This window comes from Methyloversatilis thermotolerans (genome assembly GCF_000372885.1).
In the GTDB taxonomy this organism is placed as follows: Bacteria; Pseudomonadota; Gammaproteobacteria; order Burkholderiales; family Rhodocyclaceae; genus Methyloversatilis; species Methyloversatilis thermotolerans.
Genome location: NZ_KB889967.1, coordinates 1181610 through 1204785 on the forward strand (window position 1 = coordinate 1181610; position 23176 = coordinate 1204785).

The window sequence follows — 23176 nt, forward strand, 5'->3', positions numbered from 1 at the left end:
CTGAAGGAGACGCGGACACAGCATACCGCGAAGATTGTTCGTTGGAAACGAATAGTGTTATCAGATCACCCTAGTTTATCCATCCAAGGCTAACACCGAAAATGCGGTCACGTCACCAGGCGATGACCGATGAAAAGCACTCACACCGACACCCTGCATATCCGCAATCTGGACATTGCCGGCCCCAACGGCCGGCTGCCCTTGCGGCTGTACCAGCCCGAAGCCGACACGCTGCGGCCGCTGGTGCTCTATCTGCACGGCGGGCGCTTCGTCGGCGGAACGCTGGACGACGCCGATGCGATGGCACGGCACCTCGCGCTGGGTGTGCCCGCCGTCGTCGTATCGGTGGATTACGCGCTCGCGCCCGACCATCCCTTTCCCGCGGCGCCCGAGGACGCCTATGCCGCACTGTGCTGGGCCACAGCCCATGCCGCCACGCTGGGCGCCGACGATCTGCGCGTCGCGGTCGCCGGAGAGGAAGCCGGCGGCAATCTTGCCGCGTCCCTGGCGCTGATCGCACGCGATCGCGGCGAGGTCGACCTTGCCGCGCAGGTGCTCATCGGTCCGATGCTCGATCCCAGCATGACGCTGAGTGGATCTTTGAAGACGCCGGACGATGTCCGCGCGGAGGACTTCGCCGACAGTTATCGCAAGTATCTGCCGCTGCTCGCGCAACGGCTGCACCCCTACGCCGCGCCGCTCGAGTCCTGCCGCCAGGCCAGTCTGCCCGCCGCCTACATCGCCACCGCCGAGCGCGATCTGCTGCACGGCGAGGGCGAGCGCTACGCGAATGCGCTCATAGCGGCTGGCGTGCACACCCAGGTCGAACGCTATGCCGGCGTGGCCCCGGCGGCGCTGAGCGCGCATCCGCTGCTGCGCGAATGCGTGCTGCAGTTCCTGCGCTGCCGGCTCGGCGCGTGCACCGACCTCGCCCTCTCCGAACGCCCCTGACCCCGGCCCCGACAACCCTCCTGCCCAATCAATCTCTCGAGGAAAAACGCCATGTCACTCCCCTACAAGCGCACCACCCTCGCCCTCCTGATGATCGCCGCGCTCGCCGGTGGCGGCCTGGCCGTCATGCGCGCGCAGGCCGATGCGCCGCAGAGCGCGGCACCCGCCGCGCCGACGGTCGAAGTGGCCGAAGTGAAGCCGCAGACCATCATCGACTGGCAGGACTATTCCGGCCGGCTGGAAGCGGTGGACCGCGTGGATATCCGGCCGCTGGTTTCCGGCACGCTGACCGCCGTTCATTTTCACGACGGTGCCTACGTGAAGAAGGGCGACGTGCTGTTCACCATCGATCCGCGGCCCTATGCCGCGGAGGTGGACCGTGCGCAGGCGCAGCTTGCCGCCGCCCAGACACGCGCGGCCTACGCGGCAACCGAGCTCGCGCGCGGCCAGCGCCTCGCTGCCGACAACGCGATCGCCAAACGCGATCTGGACGAGAAGCAGAACGCCGCACGCGAAGCCGATGCCCAGGTGCAGGCGGCACAAGCCGCGCTGACTTCGGCCCGGCTCAATCTCGAATACACCCGCATCGTCGCGCCGGTAGCCGGACGCATATCGCGTGCCGAAGTGACGGTAGGCAATATCGTCGCCGCCGGTGCCGGCACGCCGCCGCTGACCACGCTGGTGTCGGTGGATCGCATCTACGCGGCCTTCGATGTCGATGAACAGAGCTTCCTGAAGTACGTGAATCCGGCCCAGCGCACGAAATCCGAAGCGGTTCCGGTCTATCTGGGGCTGGCCGACGAAGATGGCTATTCGCGCCGCGGCGGCATCTCCTCGGTGGACAACCGTCTGGATACCTCGTCCGGCACCATCCGCGTGCGCGCCGTGTTCGACAACGCCGACGGCCGGCTGTTGCCCGGCCTCTATGCGCGCATCCGGCTCGGCGGCGGTTCGCCGCGCGAAGCGGTGCTGATAGACGAACGCGCGATCGGTACCGACCAGGACAAGCGCTTCGTGCTGGTGGTCGACCACGACAACCGCACCGCCTACCGCGAAGTGCGTCTCGGCGCGCGCCAGAACGGTCTGCGCGTGATCGAAAGCGGGCTGGCCGGCGGCGAGCGCATCGTCGTGAGCGGCCTGCAGCGTACCCGTCCGGGCGACACGGTATCGCCCAAGGATGTCCCGATGAACCGGGAAGCACTGGTCGATGGACCAGCCCAGCCGCCCCGTTCCAAGCCCGTCGTGAAGGCCTGATGTCATGAACATATCCCGATTCTTCATCGACCGACCCATCTTCGCAGGGGTGCTGTCGGTCATCATCCTGCTGGCCGGCGCGCTGTCGCTGTTCCAGCTTCCGATTTCCGAATATCCGGAAGTGGTGCCGCCCTCGGTCGTCGTGCGCGCCCAGTTCCCGGGCGCCAACCCCAAGGTGATCGCGGAAACCGTGGCGTCGCCGCTGGAAGAGGCGATCAATGGCGTGGAGGACATGCTGTACATGCAGTCGCAGGCGAACAGCGACGGCAACCTCACGCTGACCGTGTACTTCAACCTCGGCATGGATCCGGACAAGGCACAGCAACTGGTGCAGAACCGCGTCGCCCAGGCCATGCCGCGGCTGCCTGAGGACGTGCAGCGACTGGGCGTGACCACGCTCAAGAGCTCGCCCACGCTCACCATGGTGGTGCACCTGATTTCGCCGGACGACCGCTACGACACCACCTATCTGCGCAACTATGCGGTGATCAACGTGAAGGACCGCCTGGCGCGCATCAAGGGCGTGGGCGAAGTCGGCCTGTTCGGCGCCGGCAATTACGCCATGCGCGTGTGGCTGGATCCGCAGAAGGTGGCCCAGCGCGGCATGACCGCCACCGACGTGGTGCGCGCGATACGCGAGCAGAACGTGCAGGTGGCGGCCGGCGTGATCGGCGCATCCCCCAGCGGGCGCGACGTGCCGCTGCAGTTGTCGGTCAATGCGCAGGGGCGCCTGCAGAGCGAGGAAGAGTTCGCCGACATCATCCTGAAGTCCTCGCCCGATGGCAGTGTCACGCGCCTGGCCGACGTCGCGCGGGTGGAACTGGCCGCATCGGAATACGGCTTGCGCGCGCTGCTCGACAACAAGCCGGCGGTCGCGCTGCCGATTCGTCAGGCACCGGGCGCGAATGCGCTCGACGTGTCGGCGGCAGTGCGCGAAACCATGGCCGAACTGGCCAAGGACTTCCCGCCCTCGGTCGAGTACCGCATCGTCTATGACCCGACGCAGTTCGTGCGCGCGTCGATCAAGGCGGTCATCACGACGCTGCTGGAAGCCATCGCGCTGGTGGTGCTGGTGGTCATCGTGTTCCTGCAGACCTGGCGCGCATCCGTCATCCCGCTGCTGGCGGTGCCGGTATCCATCGTCGGCACTTTCTCGCTCATGCTGGGTTTCGGCTACTCGATCAACGCGCTGTCGCTGTTCGGCATGGTGCTCGCCATCGGCATCGTGGTGGATGACGCCATCGTGGTGGTCGAGAACGTCGAGCGCAACATCGCCGCCGGCCTGTCGGCGCGCGAAGCGACCTATCGCGCGATGCAGGAAGTGAGCGGCCCCATCATCGCGATCGCGCTCACGCTGGTGGCGGTGTTCGTGCCGCTGGCTTTCATGACCGGCCTGACCGGACAGTTCTACAAGCAGTTCGCGATGACCATCGCGATTTCCACCGTCATTTCGGCGTTCAACTCGCTGACCTTGTCGCCGGCGCTGGCCGCCATGCTGCTGAAGGGACACGACGCGAAGCCGGATGCACTGACTCGCGTCATGAACCGCGTGCTCGGCGGATTCTTCGCGCGCTTCAACCGCTTCTTCAACCGCAGTTCGGAAAGCTACGGTCGCGGCGTGCATGGCGTGATCCGGCACAAGGGCACGGCCATGGGCGTGTATGCACTGCTCATCGGCGCGACGGTCGGCCTGTCGTATCTGGTGCCCGGCGGCTTCGTGCCGGCGCAGGACAAGCAGTACCTCATCAGCTTCACGCAGCTTCCCGCGGGCGCATCGCTCGATCGCACCGAGGACGTGATCCGCCGCATGGGCGAAATCGCGCTGGCGCAGCCGGGCGTGGAAAGCGCGGTGGCCTTCCCCGGACTGTCCATCAATGGCTTCACCAACAGTTCGAGCGCCGGCATCGTGTTCGCCACGCTCAAGCCCTTCGCCGAACGCAGGAGCCCGGAACTGTCGGCCGGCGCCATCGCCGCGTCGCTGAACAAGCAGTTCGCCAGCATTCCGGACGCCTATATCGCGGTATTCCCGCCGCCGCCGGTCATGGGTCTGGGCACGCTGGGCGGCTTCAAGCTGCAGTTGCAGGACCGCGGCGCAATCGGCTATGCCGAACTGGACGCGGCGAAGGAGGCCTTCATTGCGGCAGCAGCCAAGGCGCCGGAACTGGGTCCCACCTTCTCCAGCTACCAGATCAACGTGCCGCAGCTCGATGTCGACCTCGACCGCGTGAAGGCCAAGCAACTCGGAGTCGGCATCACCGACGTGTTCGACACCATGCAGATCTACCTCGGCTCGCTGTACGTGAATGACTTCAACCGCTTCGGCCGGGTCTATCAGGTGCGTGCCCAGGCCGACGCACCCTTCCGCGCGGAAGCCGCGGACATCCTGGCGCTGAAGACGCGCAATGCCAACGGCGACATGGTGCCGCTGTCCTCGCTGGTGAAGGTGAAACAGAGCTTCGGTCCGGAAATGGTGGTGCGCTACAACGGCTACACGGCGGCCGACATCAACGGCGGGCCGGCGCCGGGCTATTCGTCGGACCAGGCGCAGGCCGCCGCGGAACGCATCGCCGCCGAGGTGTTGCCGCGCGGGGTGAAGTACGAATGGACCGACCTCATCTACCAGAAAATACTGGCCGGCAACGCCGGGGTGTGGGTGTTCCCGATCAGCGTGCTGCTGGTGTTCCTGGTGCTCGCCGCGCAGTACGAAAGCCTCACCCTGCCGCTGGCGGTCATCCTCATCGTGCCGATGAGCATCCTGGCGGCACTGGCTGGCGTATGGCTCACCGCCGGCGACAACAACATCTTCACGCAGATCGGCCTGATGGTGCTGGTCGGGCTGTCGGCGAAGAACGCCATCCTCATCGTCGAATTCGCGCGCGAACTGGAACTGCGCGGACACGGCATCGTCGAGGCCGCGATCGAAGCCAGCCGGCTGCGACTGCGTCCCATCCTGATGACCTCCATCGCCTTCATCATGGGCGTGGTGCCGCTGGTCACCTCGTCCGGCGCCGGCTCGGAAATGCGTCATGCCATGGGCGTGGCGGTGTTCTCCGGCATGCTCGGCGTCACCTTCTTCGGCCTCTTCCTGACACCGGTGTTCTACGTGCTGCTGCGCAAGGCCTCCGGCCGCAAGCTCACCCATGCCGGCCACACGCCGCTGCCCGATGTGGCAGCCGCTGCCCACTGATCGGAGTATGGACATGAGAATCCCATCCAATACAAACGCGGCCCCGTTCGATGCGGCCGTCGCGAGCAGGCTCGCACTCGCTGATTCCGCGCCGGCAAGCCGTGGGAGCGACCTCTGGTCGCGATTGCAGCCATTGCAACAGGACCGCTCGCGCGACCGGCGCATCGCGAGCAGGCGCGCTGCCAGCGCTGCCTGCCACCCGCTGCGCACCGGAGCCGTGCTGCTGTCCAGCCTGCTGGTGCTGGCTGGCTGCTCGGTGATGCAGACCTACGAGCGCCCGGCGGTCGACACGCCGGTCGCCTTCAAGGAGGCGCCCGCCGGCAATGCCGACTGGAAGCCGGCGCAGCCGTCGGAAGAGCTGGCGCGCGGCGCATGGTGGACCGTATTCGGCGACGGTCGCCTGAACACGCTGGTTGCCCAGGCCATGGATGCCAACCAGGACCTCAGGGCGGCGGCAGCGCGCCTCAATCAGGCGCGTGCGCTGGTGCGCGACGCACGGTCGCAGCAATCGCCGCAGATCGGGCTCGGTTTCGGCCCCACCCGTCAGCGCCAGTCGCCCGCCGCGACCGGCGCCGATGACGGTGCCGAAGGCAATGCCGTCACCTTGTGGCGCGCGCAGGCCACCGTTGCCTACGAAGTCGACCTGTTCGGCCGCGTGGCGGCCGCTGTCGACGCCGCCAGCTTCACCGCACAGCAGCGCGAAGCCCTGTTCCGGTCGGTGCTGCTCGCCTTGCAGGCCGACGTTGCGCAGACCTATTTCCTGATCGGCGAACTGGACGCGGAACAGGCGCTTTACGCCAGCACCGTGCAGTTGCGCAGCGACACGCTGCGGCTGATGCAGCGGCGCTATGACGAAGGCGATGTGAGCGAGCTGGAACTGGCGCGCGCGAAAACCGAACTGGCGTCCGCGCAGTCCGAATCGCTGGGCATCGCACGTCGTCGTGCCAATGCCGAACACGCGCTGGCCCTGCTTCTGGGGCGCTCGCCGGCCGACTTCTCGCTGGCGCCGCAGCCGCTGCAGTCCGTGACCCTCGCGGTGCCGGCAGGGCTGCCGTCGGCGCTGCTCGAACGCCGGCCCGACATCGCGGCCGCCGAGCGCGCCATGGCGGCGGCGAATGCGCGCGTCGGCATCGCGCAGGCCGCGTGGTTCCCGCGCCTCAACCTCACCGGTGCGCTCGGTTACGAGTCGTCCGAACTGGGCAATCTGTTCCAGTGGAGCACGCGCGCCTTCGTGCTCGGCCCGCTGGTCGGCACGGCGCTCACGCTGCCCGTGTTCGATGGCGGTGCGCGCGAAGCCGGTCTGCAGCGCGCCCGCGCGGTCTGGGATGAGGAAGTGGCGAACTACCGGCAGACCGTGCTGACCGCCTTCCGTGATGTCGAAGACCAACTGGCGGCGCTGCGCATACTGGCCGAACAGACGCGCACTCAGGGCGAAGCCGTGAACGCGGCCGCTCGCGCGGCGGAACTGTCGCAGATCCGCTATCGCGAAGGCTCCATCAGCCAGCTTGACGTGATCGATGCCGACCGCAGCGTGCTTCTGCAGCGCCGGGTCGCCACCCAGCTCGAAGGCGAACGGGCACGTGCCGCCGTCGGTCTTATCCGTGCATTGGGGGGCGGATGGGATGTCGCGCCACCGATCGCTTCATCCGACACAGGCCCGGACGTGCGCCTGTATTCCAACGTTCAAGTCACCGAGTAAGGAGATTGCAGATGAACACATCGCAGAAGGTCGCTTTCATCACCGGCGGCAATCGCGGCATCGGACTGGAAACCGCGCGTGGCCTCGGCAAGCTCGGTATCGACGTGGTGATAGGCGTGCGCGACCCGGACAAGGGCGAAGAAGCGGTCGCCGCCTTGCGTGCGGAAGGCATCCACGCCTCGGCCATCCACTTCGACGCCGAAAAACCGGCCAGTTTCGCAAGCATCCGCGATCATTTCGAGCGCGCCTACGGTCGACTCGACATCCTGGTCAACAACGCAGGCATTGCTCTCGCCGACTTCTTCGCGCCCAATGCGAGCACGGTTTCGCAGGATGTACTGCGCCGCACCTTCGACATCAATTTCTTCGCGGTGATCGAACTGACCCAGACCTTGCTGCCCCTCATCCGCAAGGCCCCCGCCGGCCGCATCGTGAACCTGTCCTCCATCCTCGGATCGCTCGGCGCACACAGCGCCCCGGATTCGCCGATCGGCCCGGCCAAGGAACTGGCCTACAACGCGTCGAAAACCGCGCTGAATGCCTTCACCGTGCATCTGGCCGCGGAACTGAAGGACACGCCGATCAAGGTGAATTCGGCGCATCCGGGCTGGGTGAAAACCGATATGGGCGGGCCGAATGCGCCGATGGATCTGGCCGATGGCGGCAAGACCAGCGTGCAGCTCGCCACGCTTCCGGCGGACGGGCCGACCGGCGGTTACTTCCATCTTGGCGAAGCGCTGCCGTGGTGATCCGTCACCGACGAAATCCGGCTCTGTGACGGTACAGAATCGCATGCGACCCAAGTGTGCTGGGCGGCACAGCGGCACACTTGGGCGCAGCCGGATTCGCAGAGCGGCCGCATCGCGATAGATTCGAAATGAATCCCGTTTCACTGGAGTCCGTCGTGCCGCGTCCCGAAATTCTCGTCGCCCGTTACGTCCTGCCCGAACTGCTCACCCGCCTGCAGGAACACTTCGATGTCGATGCCAACCAGGAGGATCGCCTGCTCGACCGGCGCGAACTGTGCGCGCGCCTCAAGGGCAAGGCAGGCGTTTTCATCACCTCGAACGAGCGCTTCGACGCCGAGCTGATAGGCTGTTGCACCGACCTTGCGGTGGTCAGCACGATGGCGGTCGGCTACAACAACATCGATGTCATGGCCTGCACCGAACACGGCATCTTGGTCACCAACACGCCCGATGTGCTGACCGAATCCACCGCGGATTTCGGTTTCGGTCTCATGATGGCGGCCGCCCGCCGCATCACTGAAAGCGAGCGCTTCCTGCGCGCCGGAGAATGGACGCACTGGACCTACTCGCTGATGAATGGGCAGGACATCCACGGCAAGACGCTGGGCATACTGGGCATGGGCCGCATCGGCCAGGCCATCGCCCGGCGCGGCGCACTCGGCTTCGGCATGAAGGTGATCTACCACAACCGCAATCCGCTGCCGGCCGACATCGCCGATCCGCTCGGCGCCCGCTGGGTGGACAAGAGCACACTCATGAAGCAGGCCGATCACCTGATCGTGGTGGTCCCCTACTCGGCCGCCGTGCATCACATCATCGGCGCCGACGAACTGGCGCTGATGAAGCCGACGGCCACCCTCACCAATATCGCGCGCGGCGGCGTGGTCGATGACGCAGCGCTGGCCGAGGCGCTCAAGCAGCGCCGCATCGCCGCCGCCGCGCTCGATGTGTACGAAGGCGAACCCAAGGTGAACGCCGCCCTGCTCGACGTGCCGAACATCGTGCTCACGCCGCACATCGCGAGCGCCACCGGCGACACCCGCCGCGCCATGGCCAACCTCGCCGCCGACAACCTGATCGCAGCCCTGACCGGCGGCACACCGCCCACGCCGGTGAACCCCGAAGTGCTCGCCGCCGCCGTGTAGCGCCGCATCGCGACCTTGGGGTCGCTCCTGCAGAAGCGCGCCCCGCCTACGAATGGAGCGCGACCTTTCGCAGGAGCGAGCCCCGCTCGCAACCCCACCCTCGAACGAAGCCCGCGGCCGGCGTACGCCGCGTCGCGACCTTTGGGTCGCTCCTGCAACAGCCTGCCCAAACCACGAACGGAGCCAGGATTTCGCAGGAGCGAGCCCCGCTCGCGACCCCACCCTCGAACGAAGCCCGCGGCCGGCGTACGCCGCGTCGCGACCGTTGGGTCGCTCCTACAACAGCCCGCCCAAACCACGAACGGAGCCAGGATTTCGCAGGAGCGAGCCCCGCTCGCGACCCCACCCGCGAACGAGCCGCGGACCGGAGGCGCGCGCCGGCACACGGCCGCGTCGCGACCGTTGGGTCGCTCCCTGAACAGCCCGCCCAAACCCACGAACGGAGCCAGGATTTCGCAGGAGCGAGCCCCGCTCGCGACCCCCACCCGCGAACGAAGCCCGCGGCCGGCACACGCCGCGTCGCGACCGTTGGGTCGCTCCTACCAAAGCGGCGCCCCGACCACGAATGGAGCGCGGCCTTTTCGTAGGAGCGAGCCCCGCTCGCGACCCCACCCTCGAACGAAGCCCGCGGCCCGTCATTCCGGAGTGTCCTTCAACCAGACGGCATCCCAGTGTGAATAGCCGCCCACGTGATCGACCAGACCTTTGCGCAGAGGATTTGCCACGACATAACGCGCCATATGCAGAAGGTCGTTCTCCTTGCGCACTGCCCGGTCATGAAATCCTCGTTGCCAAAGTGCTGTACCGACCTTCCGGGCGCTCGAGGCTTTTACCGACTGCACCACACGTGACAACGACCGGTTTTCGCCCAGAACCATGAGCCAATGAAGATGATCCGGCATCAGCACATACGCCAGAGTTCGCGCATCACCTCTGTTGTCAGCCTCCCGCATTACGCGGATAACAACTCGCGCGGTACGCAGATCAAGAAAGAAGGGAAGCCGGTTCCGCGTAACGGTCGTGATCAGATAGGCACATCCGGCAATTGATGTCCGGCCGATGCGCAGGCGGCGATGACCTGACTTCTTCATTCCTACATCATAATTTAAACCACATCCTTCGGTATCGACATACACGAACGAGCCCCGCTCGCGACGCCGCCCTCGAACGAAGCCCGCGGCCAGCGCACGCCGCGTCGCGACCTTTGGGTCGCTCCTACAACAGCCCGCCCAAACCACGAACGGAGCCAGGATTTCGTAGGAGCGAGCCCCGCTCGCGACCCCACCCTCGAACGAAGCCCGCGGCTGGCGTACGCCGCGTCGCGACCTTTGGGTCGCTCCTACCAAAGCGCGCCCCGACCACGAATGGAGCGCGGCCTTTTCGTAGGAGCGAGCCCCGCTCGCGACCCCACCCTCGAACGAAGCCCGCGGCCAGCGCACGCCGCGGTCGCGAGCCTTTGGGTCGACTCCTACAACGAGCACCGCCCAACCACGAACGGAGCCAGGATTTCGTAGGAGCGAGCCCCGCTCGCGACCCCACCCTCGAACGAAGCCCGCGGCCGGCGTACGGCCGGCGTCGCGGACCTTTGAGCTCGCTCTACCCGCCACAAGCGGCGCCCCGACCACGGAATGGAGCGCGGCCTTTCGTAGGAGCGAGGCCCGCGCTCGCCGCGACCGCACCTCGAACGAAGCGCGCGCCCGCGGCCGCGCATACGCCGCGTCGCGGACCCTTTGGGGGTCGCTCCTATACCAAAGCGCGGCGCGCCGACCAACGAATGGAGCGCGGCCTTTCTAGGAGCGAGCCCCGCTCGCGACCCCACCCTCGAACGAAGCCCGCGGCCGGCATACGCCGCGTCGCGACCTTTGGGTCGCTCCTACCAAAGCGCGCCCCGACCACGAATGGAGCGCGGCCTTTTCGTAGGAGCGAGCCCCGCTCGCGACCCCACCCTCGAACGAAGCCCGCGGCCAGCGCACGCCGCGTCGCGACCTTTGGGTCGCTCCTACAACAGCCCGCCCAAACCACGAACTGAGCCAGGATTTCGTAGGAGCGAGCCCCGCTCGCGACCACACCCTCGAACGAAGCCCGCGGCCGGCGTACGCCGCGTCGCGACCTGGGGCCGCTCCTGCGCGGGGGGTCTTGAAACCGGGGGCGCCTGACCTGACATGTGGGCCATGCAGAATGCCGGCTCACTGATCGCCCTGACCGTGTTCATCGCGCTTGCGATGGGCTTCGCCCTGTGGACCGCATCGGCATCGCTGCGCAGCCGCTGGCGTCGCGCGCGCATCGCGGCCGCACCTTTCCCGCCGGCGTGGCGCCGCATGCTGCAGACCGCCATGCCGGCATGGCGCCGCCTGCCCGCCGACATCCAGGACATCCTGCGCCGGCACATCCTCATCTTCGTCGCCGAAAAGCGCTTCATCGGTGCAGACGGCCTCGCAATCAGCGAAGAGATGAAGGTGCTGATCGCGGCACAGGCCAGCCTGCTGTCGGTACGCCGCGGGCCCGGCTGTTTCGACGATGTGCGCGAAGTCCTGGTCTATCCCGGCGCCTTCGCCGTGACGCGGCCGGACGTGGATGCGGCAGGCGTCGAACACGTCGCGCCACGCATCCATCTGGGCGAATCGTCTTCGCGCGGGCAGGTGGTGCTGGCCTGGGACGCGGTGCTGGCGGGTGCGGCGGATCCGGATGACGGTCACAATGTCGTGCTGCACGAATTCGCACATCAGCTCGACCAGCGCAAGGGCGCGGCCAACGGCGCACCTTCGCGCGTCGGCGCGAAACGCGTGGCGCGCTGGGCCGCAACCATGGGTGCGGCCTACGCGCTGCTGCATCAGCAGGTCCTGGCAAATGAGGTGCCGACGCTGGACCCCTACGCGCTGCACAGCCCGGCCGAGTTCTTCGCGGTGGCCACCGAAAACTTCTTCGAGCGCCCGGATCACCTCGCGCGCGCCATGCCCGCGGTCTATCGCGAGCTCGCGGGCTACTACCACGTCGACCCGCTCAGTTGGCATTGAATCGGTCGGGTAGCGGGCGGCATCCGCCGTTCCGTGCTTTCCCGCCGCATCCGTGCGAAATGACACGCCGCTGACCCGGTAACGCACACCGCCCGGGCAGCGACTTTAGATATCATCGCCCGCTGTGCAGCGCGTCCGGCCATGCGTCCGCGCCACAGTCCCCACGCCCCTCCGCCGAACGACACGGCAACGAACTGACATGAATCCGGTCAGCTGGCTTCCCCCGCTGCTTGCACTCTTCGCCGCAATCGCGACGGCCTATGCGTTGTCCCTGCGTTTCGAGCCGCCCTCCACCGATGGCCGCTACGCATCGATCGACGGATTGCGGGGCTATCTGGCTTTCTTCGTATTCCTTCATCACGCCTGCGTCTGGTACTTCTACCTGCAGGCAGGTGTCTGGCAGGAGCCGCCATCCAATCTGTATGCCAATTTCGGGCAGGCCAGCGTGGCCATGTTCTTCATGATCACCGGCTTTCTTTTCTTCTCCAAGATCCTCCGGCAAGGAAACCGCATCGACTGGCTTCAACTGTTCGTTTCCAGAATCCTCAGATTGACGCCGCTCTACCTTTTCATGCTCTGCGTTCTGGTCGTGATCGTTCTCGTCCTGACCCGGTTCACGATGAACGAGAGCGCGCACGTGATCGCGGGCGAACTGGCGCGCTGGGCCTCATTCACGATACTTGGGGACCCCGACATCAACGGTGCCGGTTCGACCTGGACCGTGGTTGCAGGGGTGACCTGGTCACTTCCCTACGAGTGGTTCTTCTATCTGTCCCTGCCCCTGCTGGCGCTTGGCGCGAGAACTGTCGCGCCCTGGCCATGGCTGATCGCCAGCATGCTGGCCATGCTTGCGTTCTGGATCTGGCGGCCGGAAGCCATCCACCTCATGCCTTTTGCATGGGGACTGCTTGCGGCGCTTCTCGTCAGAACCCCTGCCTTCGTAAGATTCAGCGAAGGCCGCTTCAGCTCGCCTGTCGCGCTGGCTGCGCTCGCCGGAGAATTCCTTCTGTTCGATTCAAGCCACGGCATCGTCCAGCATGCGTTGCTCGGCATCGCCTTTGCGCTGATCGCAGGTGGCTGCACGCTGTTCGGCATGCTGCACAGCCGTTCGTCCCGCTTTCTGGGCGAGCTGGCCTACAGCATCTACCTGCTGCACGGCATCGCCTTGTTCGTGCTGTTCAGGTTCCTGCTCGTGGGTCCGCACTCGCCGGAGGGACACTGGCTCGCGGTGATCGCTGCGGTGCCCGTGTTGCTCGGAACCAGCTATCTGACCTTCCGGCTGATCGAACGTCCGGCCATGAACCGATGCGGCGCACTGACCGCGTCGATCCGGCGTCGGCTTGGCACCGACCGCGCCGCTCGACAGGCGATCAGCCCGCGCTCGTAAGCGCCGCTCGTGGCGTTCGCACTACGGCAGGCGTCCGTCGTGCAGTGCGCTGGCCACCAGCACGGCGGCCACGCCTTCGCGTGCCAGCACGGCCAGATCGTCGGCTCCGCGCACGCCACCGGCCGCAACCCACTGCACATCCGGGCGCGAGGCGCTCAGTCGGCGCATGAGATCGAGAGCCGGGCCCTCGCCCGAGCCTACGCGCGCGAGTTCCATCGCGATCACCCGCTCCGGCCAGACCGCCGGATCCTGCAGCCAGGCGGCGCCCATGAACTGACCGTTGCGATGATCCAGTGACAGCACGGCCGGCAGGCCGGCTTCCGCCAGCAACCGGAAAGCGGCCGGATCGGTCAGACTTTCGCTGCCCAGCACCGGCCGTACACCGCTGGCCAGGCACACGGCAAGCGCCGCCTCGGCATCGACGAAGCCGGCGTCCAGCCATATCTCCACCTCGGGATGACGCCGTGCCAACTCACCCACCACCGCGGCGTGCGACGCCTGACCGCGGATCGCATCGAGGTCGGCGATGTACAGACGGCGCGCCGAGGTCAGCGCGATCAACGCATCCGCGACCGCGTCCGGCGCACAGCCGGCCACGCGTGACGATTGCAGCGGCTGGTAAGCTTGGCGATCGCCGCGCTTCGCATGGACCACGCATCCGCCCATCAGGTCCATGACCGGTATCAGTTCTGGCAGCAAAGAAATTCCATATGCATCAAAGTATTTTCGTATTCGAGTTTATCACCGGCGGCGGCCTGGCCGGAGCACCGCTGCCGCCGTCACTGACGCGCGAGGGCGCAATGATGCGTGACGCACTGTTGCGCGATGCGCTGGAGCTGCCGAACAGCGAAGTCATCCTGCTGCACGACGTGCGCTGTCCGCCGCCCCGCCCCGGCGCCACCACGATCACGGTCGCCGACGCAGCCTCGTTCAACGCCGCATTCGATCATGCCCTCGTGCGTTGCGACCGCGCACTGCTGGTGGCGCCTGAGACCGGTGACGTGCTCGCTTCGCTGGCCGCCCGTGTCGAACGCGCCGGACGCGGACTGCTGGGCTGCGATGCCGAAAGCAGCCGGATCGCCGCATCCAAGTCAGCCACCGCGGAAAGATTGCGCGCATCGGGCATCGCGGTCATCCCGCACTACCGGGATGCCGGCACCCTGCCAGCCCTGCCCGGCGCGTGGGCGGTCAAGCCGGATGACGGCGCCGGCTGCGAAGGTCTGCTCAAGCTCGCCGATCACGTGGCCGCCCGCGCGGCGCTGCAGGCCGCCGGTCCGGGAGCGATCGCCCAGCCGTGGCTGGACGGCGAGGCATGCAGCATGAACCTGCTGTGCGCGCGCGGTCGCGCGGCCGTGCTGTCGGTGAATCGCCAGCGGCTGCAGGCCGGCGATGGCGGGCACATCAAGCTCGCCGCGCTGGACGTTGGCGCCATCGCGCCCACGCCCGCCCACGTCGCGCTCGCATCGCGCATCGCCGCCACGCTGCCGGGGCTGCTCGGACCGGTCGGCGTCGACTTCATCGAAAGCGGGGACGGACCGGTCGTGGTTGAGATCAATCCGCGCATGAGCACGTCGGCCTGCGCCTTGCGCGATGGGCTGGGCCTGAATCTGATCGCGGCGACGCTGGACGCGCTCGAACACGGCACCTTGCCTTCTCTGGATGGCAGCGGCGCGCGGGAAATCGTGCTCCAACTCGAAACAGGAAAAGAGACAGGATGATAGGTTGGGACATCGGTGGCGCGCACGTGAAGGCCGCGCGCATCGACAACGGTCAGGTGATCGACGTGGTGCAGTGCGTATGCCCGCTGTGGCAGGGGCTGGACAAGCTCGACGCGGCGGTGGCCGATGCGCTGCGCCGGCTCGGCCCGGACACGCGCCACGCGCTGACCATGACAGGCGAAATGACCGACCTGTTCGCGTCGCGCGCCGACGGCGTTGCGGGCATCGCGCGGCACATGCGAGCTCTGCTCGCAGGTGAGCTGAAACTGTATGGCGGGCGCCGCGGCTGGCTGGCGATGGACGGCGCAGGCGACGCGCTGCGCGACTGGGCCGACGACATCGCCTCGGCCAACTGGCTGGCCACCGCGCACTGGGTCGCGCGCATGCTGCCGCAGGCGCTGCTGGTCGATGTGGGCAGCACCACCAGCGACCTCATCGTGATCGACCGCGGTGTGCACACGGCGAGTCGCAGCGACGCCGACCGCCTCATGTCGGGCGAGCTGGTCTATGCCGGCGTGGTGCGTACGCCTTTGATGGCGCTGGCGCCGCGCATCGAGTTCCGCGGCCGCATGCACCGCCTGATGGCCGAACACTTCGCCACCACGGCCGATGTCTGGCGCCTGCTGGGCGAACTCGACGAACGCAACGACCACTACCCCGCGGCCGACAACGGCGACAAGACCGCACAGGCCAGCGCACGCCGGCTGGCGCGCATGATAGGACGCGATCTGGACGAAGGATCGATGGACGACTGGCGGGCGCTGGCGGCGCGCTTCGCCGACGCGCAGACCGGCGCCCTGATCGACGCCTGCCGCGATCTGCCCGGACTGGCCGCCCTGCCTGTCGACGCGCCCGTGGTGTGCGCGGGCGCCGGTCACCATGTCGCACAGCGACTGGCGATTGCGCTGGGACGACCGTGGCTCACGCTCGGCGACTGCATGACGAGCGGTGCATCGTCGCCTCTGGCTGGCGACTGCCAGGACGCGGCCACCACCTGCGCGCCGGCGGTCGCCGTGGCCCTGCTCGCGGACATCGCCTGACATGCGCGCGCCGCTGGTCATCAAGCTGGGCGGCAGCCTGCTGTCGCAACCGGAGGACGGACGGCTGCGCCGCTGGTGCGATGCCATCGCATGCGGCCGCTTCGGGCGCTGCATCGTCGTGCCGGGCGGCGGGCCCTTTGCCGACGCGGTGCGCGATGCCCAGGCGCGCTGGCGCTTTTCCGACGACGCAGCGCACCGCATGGCGCTGCTGGCGATGGACCAGGTGGGCCGCCTGCTGGCCGACCTGCAGCCGGCCTTGGCCACGGTGGATGACATGGCGCGGCTGGCCGCTGGCGAAGTGGATGGCCGGGCGCAGATCTGGCTGCCGCATGCCGCACTCGCCGACAGCAGTGCGCTGCCGCGCGACTGGAGCGTCACTTCCGACAGCATCGCCGCCTGGCTTGCGGCCGAGCTGGGTGGTCGCGCACGCCTGGTGAAATCCTGCGCCGTGCCCGACCGTCCGCTCGCCGAACTGGCCACCCTGGGCATCGTCGATCGCCATCTGCCGGTGCTCGCCGCATCCCGTGGCGTGGTGATCGAACTCGTGCACGCCGACCCGCTCGATCCATGATGCGGCGCGGCCACGGTAGCATCGCCATCCGGTCTTGCTATGCTGCAGGTGAACAATCCGAGGACGTGCCGCCATGTCTCTGCCCGCATCTCCTGAAGCCCTGCTGATCGATCTGGCGGGCGTGCTGCACATCGGCGACCAGCTCATCCCCGGCGCCGACGAGTCCCTGGCAAAGCTGCGCGCAGCCGGCTTGAAACTCGTTTTCCTGACCAATACCACCCGCACGCCGCGCAGCACGCTGGTGACGAAAATGCGGGCGCTCGGCCTTGATGTGCGCGACGAAGAACTGCTCACCGCCCCCGGCGCAACGATGAATCTGGTGCGCAGTCGCGGTCTGCATCCGCTGTGGATCGTGCATCCCGACCTGCGCGCCGAGGTCGGTCCGGATGCCACGTCCCCGGACGCCGTCGTACTGGGCGATGCCGGTGCGCATTTCGACTACCCGACGCTGAACATCGCCTTCCGTCACATCATGCGCGGCCTGCCCTTCGTCGCCATGGCGCGCAACCGCCACTTCAAGGAAGAGGACGGCCTGTCGCTGGACATGGGTGCCTTCGTCGCCGGCCTGGAGTACAGCACCGGCGTGAAGGCGGACATCGCCGGCAAGCCCGCCGCACCCTTCTTCCAGGCCGCGCTCGACCTGGCCGGCGTGAGTGCCGGGCAGGCCATCATGATAGGCGACGACCTGCGCGACGACATCGGCGGCGCCCAGGCGCTCGGCATCCCCGCGGTACTGGTGCGCACCGGCAAGTATTCGCCCGCCGACGAGAACGACCCGGACATGCGCCCCGACGCGGTCATGGATGACTTCAAGACCTTTGCCGATGTCCTGCTGAGCCCGCCCTGACCCTCAACGAAGCCGTCGGCCCACCGACGCCACATCGCGACCTTGGGGGCGCTCCTACAGCAGCTCGCGACAAACACGAGCGGAGCAAATTATCAGGCCCACAAAAGCTCGCCCGGACCACGAACGGAGCCGGGGTTTGGTGGGAGCGGGCTTGCCCGCGATTCAGCTTCGAATGAGGCCGGCGGCCCGTGGAGGCCGCTGACCCTCACCCGGCGCCGCGCGCCACCCTCTCCCGCTGATGCGGGCGAGGGTCACATCGACGACGGCGCCCGACTCCCCTCGCCCACATCAGTGGGAGAGGGGCCGGGGGTGAGGGCGAACGGGCTTGCCCGCGATTGCAGCCTTGAACGAAGCCCGCGGCCCGCACACGCCGCATCGCGGCCAGAGGCCGCTCCCACAACACAGCGCGCTCAAACAGGCGTCAGAGCCGGGGTTTCGTGGGATCGGGGCTTGCCCGCGACCCTATTTTCGAACAGACCCGCCGCCTGCGCCTGAGCTGCTTCAGCAGCGAAACCGGTACGCCAAAACCGTTCACTTGAATTACCATGACCAGAATTTCGTAATTCAAAGGAACCGCCATGCGTAGCACCATCACCGAACGGGGCCAGACGGTCGTTCCAGTCGAAATCAGGCGTCGTTTCAATCTCACGCCCTCACAACGGCTCGAATGGGTCGTCGACGAGAGTGGCATACGGGTCATCCCGGTCTGCGAAGATCCGGTGCAGGCTTTTCGCGGACAGGGCAAGGGCGGCGCAACGGCGCGCCTGCTCGAAACACGCAATCGGGACCGCGAGCGCGAATGAAGCACTACGTGCTGGACACGTCTGCCTTGCTCACGCTGCGCGACGATGAACCGGGCGCAGACCGTGTCGCTGCACTGCTGACGCAGGCACGCCAGAAAAAGGCGCACTGCGCCGCCTCGTTCATGACCTTGATGGAAGTGCTCTACCGGGTCTGGAAAGATGAGGGCGAGGCCGCGGGTCGATTGGCTTATGAACAATGCCAGGCCTTGCCCATCGTCTGGATGCATGAAACGCCCGAAATGCTGGAAGCGGCTGCATCGATCAAGGCCCGCTACGCCCTGTCGCTGGCGGATGCGTGGATTGCCGCGTGCGCACAACTGACGACTGGAATTCTGGTGCACAAGGACCCCGAGTTCGAGCCGCTGCCCATCGAAACCGAGTGCCTTCCATACAAACCCGGCCGGACGTGATCTCGTCCAGATTCCGCAGGAGCGAGCAAAGCTCGCGATCCACCTTCGAACCAAGCCCGCGGCCGACATAGGCCGCGTCGCGACCTTGGGGCCGCTCCCGCACAGACGCGCCGTGCCTACTTCCCCCGCCACTGGGCCACGCCCAGCAATTCCGCCAGCAGAGCCCGTACCGAGGCTGCACTCATGGCGTACGGATCGAATTCGGCGTGCGGGCAATACTTCAGGAAGAGCGCGCGGTTATCCGGCGTGTGCCCTACATAACCCATCGCCCAATCTCCGAACTCGCGCGCCACGATCTCCTCGAAGCTGAGAAGGGCCGGATCGCGATGGCGTGGATCGCCGGCGATGCGGTGATACACCTCGTTCACCGCCTGACGCCCGCCTTCCAGACACTGCAGGAACATGGTGCCGGTGAAGCAGAGCGCACCCGTCACGCCAACACGGGCGTTGTTCCGCTGCGAACAAGCGAGGATGGCGTCAACATCGGCGCGCGTGACGCTGGACGCGACACGGCTGGCATAGATCAGGCGGACAAGCATGCGGGCGCTCCGGGGCTGGGTTTGCGACTTCGACCTCATCCATCGCCGGGCGTTTCGCCCGTCCGGGCTGCGCATCCGCACACGAACCGACACGAAGGCAGGCGCTCTCACCGCGCGCACGCTCGCCAACAACAGCCGCATGACAGCGATACACGCGCGGCGCGGTTGCCCATCGCCGCCCGCATCCTGCGACGAACATCGTGGCGGACTCAGTCATTGGCTATCCGGCGCGCAGTCCAGTAAGCATCCGCCCGCTTTGTCGGTCTGCTGGTCATACACTGACCGGGAGCTGCTCATGTGGATGTCTCGCCATACCGGCGTGCTGTGCTGCGCCGTACTTCTTTCGCCGCTATCCCACGCCGGTCAATGCGCAAGCGCAGCGGACTGGCTTCCAGTCATCGAGCTGTACACCTCAGAGGGCTGCAGCAGTTGCCCGCCGGCTGACGCCTGGCTTTCCACGTTCGCGCAACCTGGCGGCGCACAACGCGCCGTAGCGCTCGCCTTTCACGTGGATTACTGGAATTCACCTGGCTGGCGCGACCCCTACTCGAGCCCGGATCATTCGGCACGACAACGACGCCTGGCGCGCGCGGAAGGCGGCAGCGTGGTGTACACGCCGCAGGTACGCATCGCGGGGGCAGACTTCCGCGGCTGGCGATCAACCGCTTCGGTGGACGGTGCGCTGGCGGACGCCGGCATCCGGCGGGCAGCGCCCATCCGCATCCAGCAGACCGTCGACGGCAATCAGCTCCGCATCAGTGCGGCGCTCGATCTTCCGCCGTCGCGCGCGCTCTATCTCGCCCTGTATGAAATGCATCTGTCCAGTTCGGTCACAGGCGGCGAGAACACCGGGCGGCGACTGACACACGACTTCGTGGTGCGGCAGTTCATCGGCCCCTTCAACACCGGTCGCGGCGCGACGGACTTCGCACACACGTTGGATCTGCCTGCCACGCCTGCCGGGCGCCGCTTCGGCATCGCGCTCGTCCAGGCAGACGCGCGGTCCGGTGCGGCCCTCAGCGCCGCCGCCGCGCCGCTGTGCGGCTCGTGATCCGGTTCCCTGTCTGTCCGCACACACCCTGCGCACCGCGCCTGCGGGGCCGATGACGACAGGCCGGCATCGGCCCCGGCGCGCGGGCCGGCGCCATGGGCCGGTACAATAGGCGGCTTTCCGCCGCGCAGCCGCCTCACATGTCCATCCAGTGGTTTCCCGGTCACATGACCGCCGCACGCAAGCACGCGACCGACGCGATGAAGTCGGTCGACGTGGTGGTCGAGGTGCTCGACGCGCGGCTGCCCGAAGCCAGCAGCAATCCGATGATCCACGCGATACGCACGCACCGGAACCGTCCCTGTCTGAAGCTGCTGAACAAGGCCGACCTGGCCGACCCGGACGTGACCGCAGCGTGGCTCAAGCATTTCAACAGCCTGCCCAACACGAAGGCGGTCGCCATCTCGGCGCGCAAGCCGGGCGAAGCCAGCCGCATCCCGCAACTTGCCCAGTCGCTGGCGCCGCACCGCGACGACAACCTCAAGCCGCTGCGCCTCATCATCATGGGCATCCCCAACGTCGGCAAATCCACGCTGATGAACGCGCTGGTGAAGAAAAAGGTGGCCGCCACCGGCGACGAACCGGCCATCACCAAAAGCATCCAGCGCATCCACCTGAATCCGCGGCTCACGCTGTACGACACCCCTGGCCTGATGTGGCCGAAGATCGAGCACGAAAGCGACGGACTCATGCTCGCCGCCAGCCATGCCATCGGCCGCAACGCCATCATCGATGAAGAGGTCGCCACCTTCCTCGGCAACCTGCTGCAGCAGCGCTATCCGCACTACCTCACCGCGCGCTACGGCTGCACGCCCGACATGGACGGCGTGTCGGTGATCGAGCACATCGCCGCCCGCCGCGGCTATCGCATCAAGGGCGGCACACCCGACATCGAAAAGGCCTCGTTCACCCTGTTGCAGGACTACCGCGACGGCCTGCTCGGCCGCATCAGCCTAGAAACCCCGGCGTCTCGCGCGCAAATGCTGGCCGAGGCGAAAGCGAAGGCAGCCGATAAAGCCGACGAAATGGCCAGTGACGGGGCGGATTGAGCGCAAAAACGCGCCCTGCCCACGACCGGAGCCAGTTTGTCGTAGGAGCGAGCCCCGCTCGCGACCCCACCTCGAACGAAGCCCCGCGGCCCGCATGCGCCGCATCGCGGCCAGAGGCCGCTCCCACAACAGCTCGCACGGACCGCGAACGGAGCCCGGGTTTGTGGGAGCGGGCTTGCCCGCGATTCAGTCTCGAACGAAGCCGGCGGCCCGCATGAGCCGCATCGCGGCCAGAGGCCGCTCCCACAAGAACCCACGACAAACACGAGCGGCGCCCGGGTCTGGTGGGAGCGGGCTTGCCCACGATGCAGCCTGAAACGAAGCCGGCGACCCGCATGCACCGCATCGCGGCCAGAGGCCGCTCCCACAAGAACTCGCGACAAACACGAGCGGAGCCCGGGTCTGGTGGGAGCGGGCTTGCCCCGCGATGCGGCTTCAAACGAAGCCCGCGACCCGCGTCAGCCGCATCGCGGCCAGAGGCCGCTCCCACGAGCTCGCCTCAGCGGCCGCTCCCGCAACCGCTCGCCTGAATCACGAACGCCGCTCACAGCGTGTCGAACACCTCGCACTCGGCCAGCGGCTTGCCCGCCAGGTCCTTGGCCGACAGCAGCGGCTCGCCCTGCAGCGGCCAGTGCACGCCCACCGTCGCGTCGTTCCACGCCAGGCTGCGTTCGTGTTCCGGGGCGTAGTAGTCGGTCGTCTTGTACAGAAAGTCCGCGCTCTCGCTCATCACGTAGAAGCCGTGCGCGAAACCGGCCGGTACCCAGAACTGCCGGTGGTTCTCGCCGCTCAGTTCCACCCCGTACCACTTGCCGAAGGTGGGCGAGGCGCGGCGCAGATCGACCGCCACGTCGAACACCCGCCCCTGCGCCACCCGCACCAGCTTGCCCTGCGGCTGGCGCACCTGGTAGTGCAGCCCGCGCAGCACGCCCTGTTGGCTGCGCGAGTGGTTGTCCTGCACGAACTCGACCCCGCTCAGCCCGGTCACTTCGGCAAAGGTGCGCGCATTGAAACTTTCCATGAAGAAGCCGCGCGCATCCCCGAACACCTTCGGTTCGAGCACCAGCAGCCCCGCTATACCGGTTTCGGTCACTTTCATCGTCATCTCACTTTTTCTCGGCGGCATGGCGCCAATAGATGGCTTGCTGGTCTTCGATGATGCGCAGCAGGTATTGCCCGTAGCCGCTCTTGGCCAGCGGCGTGGCGATCTTCTTCAACTGCTCGGCATCGATCCAGCCCTGCCGCCACGCGATCTCTTCCGGGCACGATATCTTCAGGCCCTGTCTCTTTTCCAGCGTCTGGATGAACTGTGCGGCCTCGATCAGCGAGTCGTGCGTGCCGGTGTCCAGCCACGCGTGCCCGCGCCCCATCACCTGCACGTCCAGCTTGCCGCGTTCCAGATACACGCGGTTCAGATCGGTGATTTCCAGCTCTCCGCGCGGCGAGGGCTTCAGCCCCTTGGCGATCGTGCTCGCCTCGCCGTCGTAGAAGTACAGCCCGGTCACCGCGTAGCGGCTGCGCGGCTTCGCAGGCTTCTCTTCCAGGCTGATCGCGCGCCCGCTTGCATCGAACTCGACCACGCCATAGCGCTCCGGGTCATGCACCGGATAGGCGAACACCGTGGCCCCGCCCTCGCGCGCGTTCGCCGCCTTCAGGTCGTCGGCGAATTCGTGGCCGTAGAACAGGTTGTCACCGAGCACCAGCGCCGATGCGGCGCCACCGATGAAGTCCTCGCCAATGATGAAGGCCTGCGCCAGTCCGT

The 23176-nt window shown here is 67.1% G+C and carries 21 protein-coding genes; 16 read left to right on the plus strand and 5 right to left on the minus strand.

Features of this window, described 5'->3' with window-relative positions:
* The first annotated feature begins 129 nt into the window (after positions 1-129).
* The 6 genes from A3Q7_RS0104935 to A3Q7_RS0104960 all read left to right on the plus strand — a co-directional run bounded on the left by A3Q7_RS0104935 (position 130) and on the right by A3Q7_RS0104960 (position 8985).
* Complete coding sequence (locus A3Q7_RS0104935) at positions 130-951, plus strand: alpha/beta hydrolase (RefSeq protein WP_018410747.1); 822 nt, start codon at positions 130-132, stop codon at positions 949-951.
* 51 nt (positions 952-1002) lie between these two features.
* Positions 1003-2205 carry an efflux RND transporter periplasmic adaptor subunit gene (locus A3Q7_RS0104940; protein WP_018410748.1) on the plus strand — a complete coding sequence of 401 codons (1203 nt, stop codon included), beginning with the start codon at positions 1003-1005 and terminating at the stop codon, positions 2203-2205.
* Between the two features lie 4 nt (positions 2206-2209).
* On the plus strand, positions 2210-5392 hold the full coding sequence (locus tag A3Q7_RS0104945) for an efflux RND transporter permease subunit (protein WP_018410749.1): 3183 nt from the start codon (positions 2210-2212) through the stop codon (positions 5390-5392).
* A 163-nt stretch (positions 5393-5555) separates the two neighbouring features.
* A complete protein-coding gene (locus tag A3Q7_RS0104950; protein ID WP_040570811.1) occupies positions 5556-7091 on the plus strand; it encodes an efflux transporter outer membrane subunit in 1536 nt (511 codons plus the stop codon).
* An 11-nt stretch (positions 7092-7102) separates the two neighbouring features.
* Positions 7103-7840, plus strand: coding sequence for an SDR family oxidoreductase (locus A3Q7_RS0104955; protein ID WP_018410751.1), 738 nt, complete (start codon positions 7103-7105; stop codon positions 7838-7840).
* A 155-nt stretch (positions 7841-7995) separates the two neighbouring features.
* Positions 7996-8985, plus strand: coding sequence for a 2-hydroxyacid dehydrogenase (locus A3Q7_RS0104960; protein WP_026224500.1), 990 nt, complete (start codon positions 7996-7998; stop codon positions 8983-8985).
* A gap of 635 nt (positions 8986-9620) precedes the next feature.
* Here the strand turns inward: A3Q7_RS0104960 and A3Q7_RS20445 are convergent.
* Entirely contained in the window at positions 9621-10076 is a 456-nt protein-coding gene (locus A3Q7_RS20445; protein WP_077231309.1) for an REP-associated tyrosine transposase, read from the minus strand.
* Between the two features lie 1071 nt (positions 10077-11147).
* Here A3Q7_RS20445 and A3Q7_RS0104970 point away from each other — a divergent pair.
* Together A3Q7_RS0104970 and A3Q7_RS0104975 are read left to right on the plus strand one after the other, a co-directional pair.
* Positions 11148-11999: a M90 family metallopeptidase gene (locus A3Q7_RS0104970; protein ID WP_018410754.1), complete on the plus strand. Its 852-nt coding sequence runs from the start codon at positions 11148-11150 to the stop codon at positions 11997-11999.
* A gap of 199 nt (positions 12000-12198) precedes the next feature.
* Positions 12199-13386 carry an acyltransferase family protein gene (locus tag A3Q7_RS0104975; RefSeq protein WP_018410755.1) on the plus strand — a complete coding sequence of 396 codons (1188 nt, stop codon included), beginning with the start codon at positions 12199-12201 and terminating at the stop codon, positions 13384-13386.
* Positions 13387-13407: 21 nt separating this feature from the next.
* On the opposite strand, the gene A3Q7_RS0104980 is transcribed toward A3Q7_RS0104975, so the two are convergent.
* Positions 13408-14085, minus strand: a complete 678-nt coding sequence (locus A3Q7_RS0104980; RefSeq protein WP_018410756.1) for a HisA/HisF-related TIM barrel protein — start codon at positions 14083-14085, stop codon at positions 13408-13410.
* Positions 14086-14096: 11 nt separating this feature from the next.
* Between A3Q7_RS0104980 and A3Q7_RS0104985 the strand changes: the two genes are divergently transcribed.
* The 6 genes from A3Q7_RS0104985 to A3Q7_RS0105010 all read left to right on the plus strand — a co-directional run bounded on the left by A3Q7_RS0104985 (position 14097) and on the right by A3Q7_RS0105010 (position 18775).
* The gene (locus A3Q7_RS0104985; RefSeq protein WP_018410757.1) at positions 14097-15104 is read left to right on the plus strand and encodes an ATP-grasp domain-containing protein; all 1008 of its coding nucleotides are present in this window, start codon (positions 14097-14099) and stop codon (positions 15102-15104) included.
* Positions 15101-16144, plus strand: a complete 1044-nt coding sequence (locus tag A3Q7_RS0104990; protein WP_018410758.1) for a hydantoinase/oxoprolinase family protein — start codon at positions 15101-15103, stop codon at positions 16142-16144. The genes A3Q7_RS0104985 and A3Q7_RS0104990 overlap by 4 nt, the downstream gene beginning before the upstream one ends.
* A gap of 1 nt (position 16145) precedes the next feature.
* The gene (locus tag A3Q7_RS0104995) at positions 16146-16715 is read left to right on the plus strand and encodes an amino acid kinase family protein (protein WP_018410759.1); all 570 of its coding nucleotides are present in this window, start codon (positions 16146-16148) and stop codon (positions 16713-16715) included.
* A gap of 73 nt (positions 16716-16788) precedes the next feature.
* The gene (locus A3Q7_RS0105000; protein WP_018410760.1) at positions 16789-17562 is read left to right on the plus strand and encodes a TIGR01458 family HAD-type hydrolase; all 774 of its coding nucleotides are present in this window, start codon (positions 16789-16791) and stop codon (positions 17560-17562) included.
* A 578-nt stretch (positions 17563-18140) separates the two neighbouring features.
* Positions 18141-18365, plus strand: a complete 225-nt coding sequence (locus A3Q7_RS0105005; protein WP_018410761.1) for an AbrB/MazE/SpoVT family DNA-binding domain-containing protein — start codon at positions 18141-18143, stop codon at positions 18363-18365.
* On the plus strand, positions 18362-18775 hold the full coding sequence (locus tag A3Q7_RS0105010; RefSeq protein ID WP_018410762.1) for a PIN domain-containing protein: 414 nt from the start codon (positions 18362-18364) through the stop codon (positions 18773-18775). Before A3Q7_RS0105005 ends, A3Q7_RS0105010 begins: the two co-directional genes overlap by 4 nt.
* Before the next feature lie 116 nt (positions 18776-18891).
* On the opposite strand, the gene A3Q7_RS0105015 is transcribed toward A3Q7_RS0105010, so the two are convergent.
* Positions 18892-19314: a BLUF domain-containing protein gene (locus tag A3Q7_RS0105015; RefSeq protein WP_018410763.1), complete on the minus strand. Its 423-nt coding sequence runs from the start codon at positions 19312-19314 to the stop codon at positions 18892-18894.
* A 301-nt stretch (positions 19315-19615) separates the two neighbouring features.
* On the opposite strand from A3Q7_RS0105015, the gene A3Q7_RS20450 reads away from it, so the two are divergent.
* Together A3Q7_RS20450 and ylqF are read left to right on the plus strand one after the other, a co-directional pair.
* Positions 19616-20365, plus strand: coding sequence for a DUF1223 domain-containing protein (locus A3Q7_RS20450; RefSeq protein ID WP_157278100.1), 750 nt, complete (start codon positions 19616-19618; stop codon positions 20363-20365).
* Between the two features lie 140 nt (positions 20366-20505).
* A complete protein-coding gene (ylqF, locus tag A3Q7_RS0105025; RefSeq protein WP_018410765.1) occupies positions 20506-21414 on the plus strand; it encodes a ribosome biogenesis GTPase YlqF in 909 nt (302 codons plus the stop codon).
* Positions 21415-21958: 544 nt separating this feature from the next.
* Here the strand turns inward: ylqF and rfbC are convergent.
* Together rfbC and A3Q7_RS19455 are read right to left on the minus strand one after the other, a co-directional pair.
* A complete protein-coding gene (gene rfbC / locus A3Q7_RS0105030) occupies positions 21959-22513 on the minus strand; it encodes a dTDP-4-dehydrorhamnose 3,5-epimerase (protein ID WP_026224504.1) in 555 nt (184 codons plus the stop codon).
* Positions 22514-22520: 7 nt separating this feature from the next.
* Positions 22521-23176: sugar phosphate nucleotidyltransferase (locus tag A3Q7_RS19455; protein WP_018410767.1), on the minus strand; the 656-nt coding region annotated here is incomplete at its 5' end.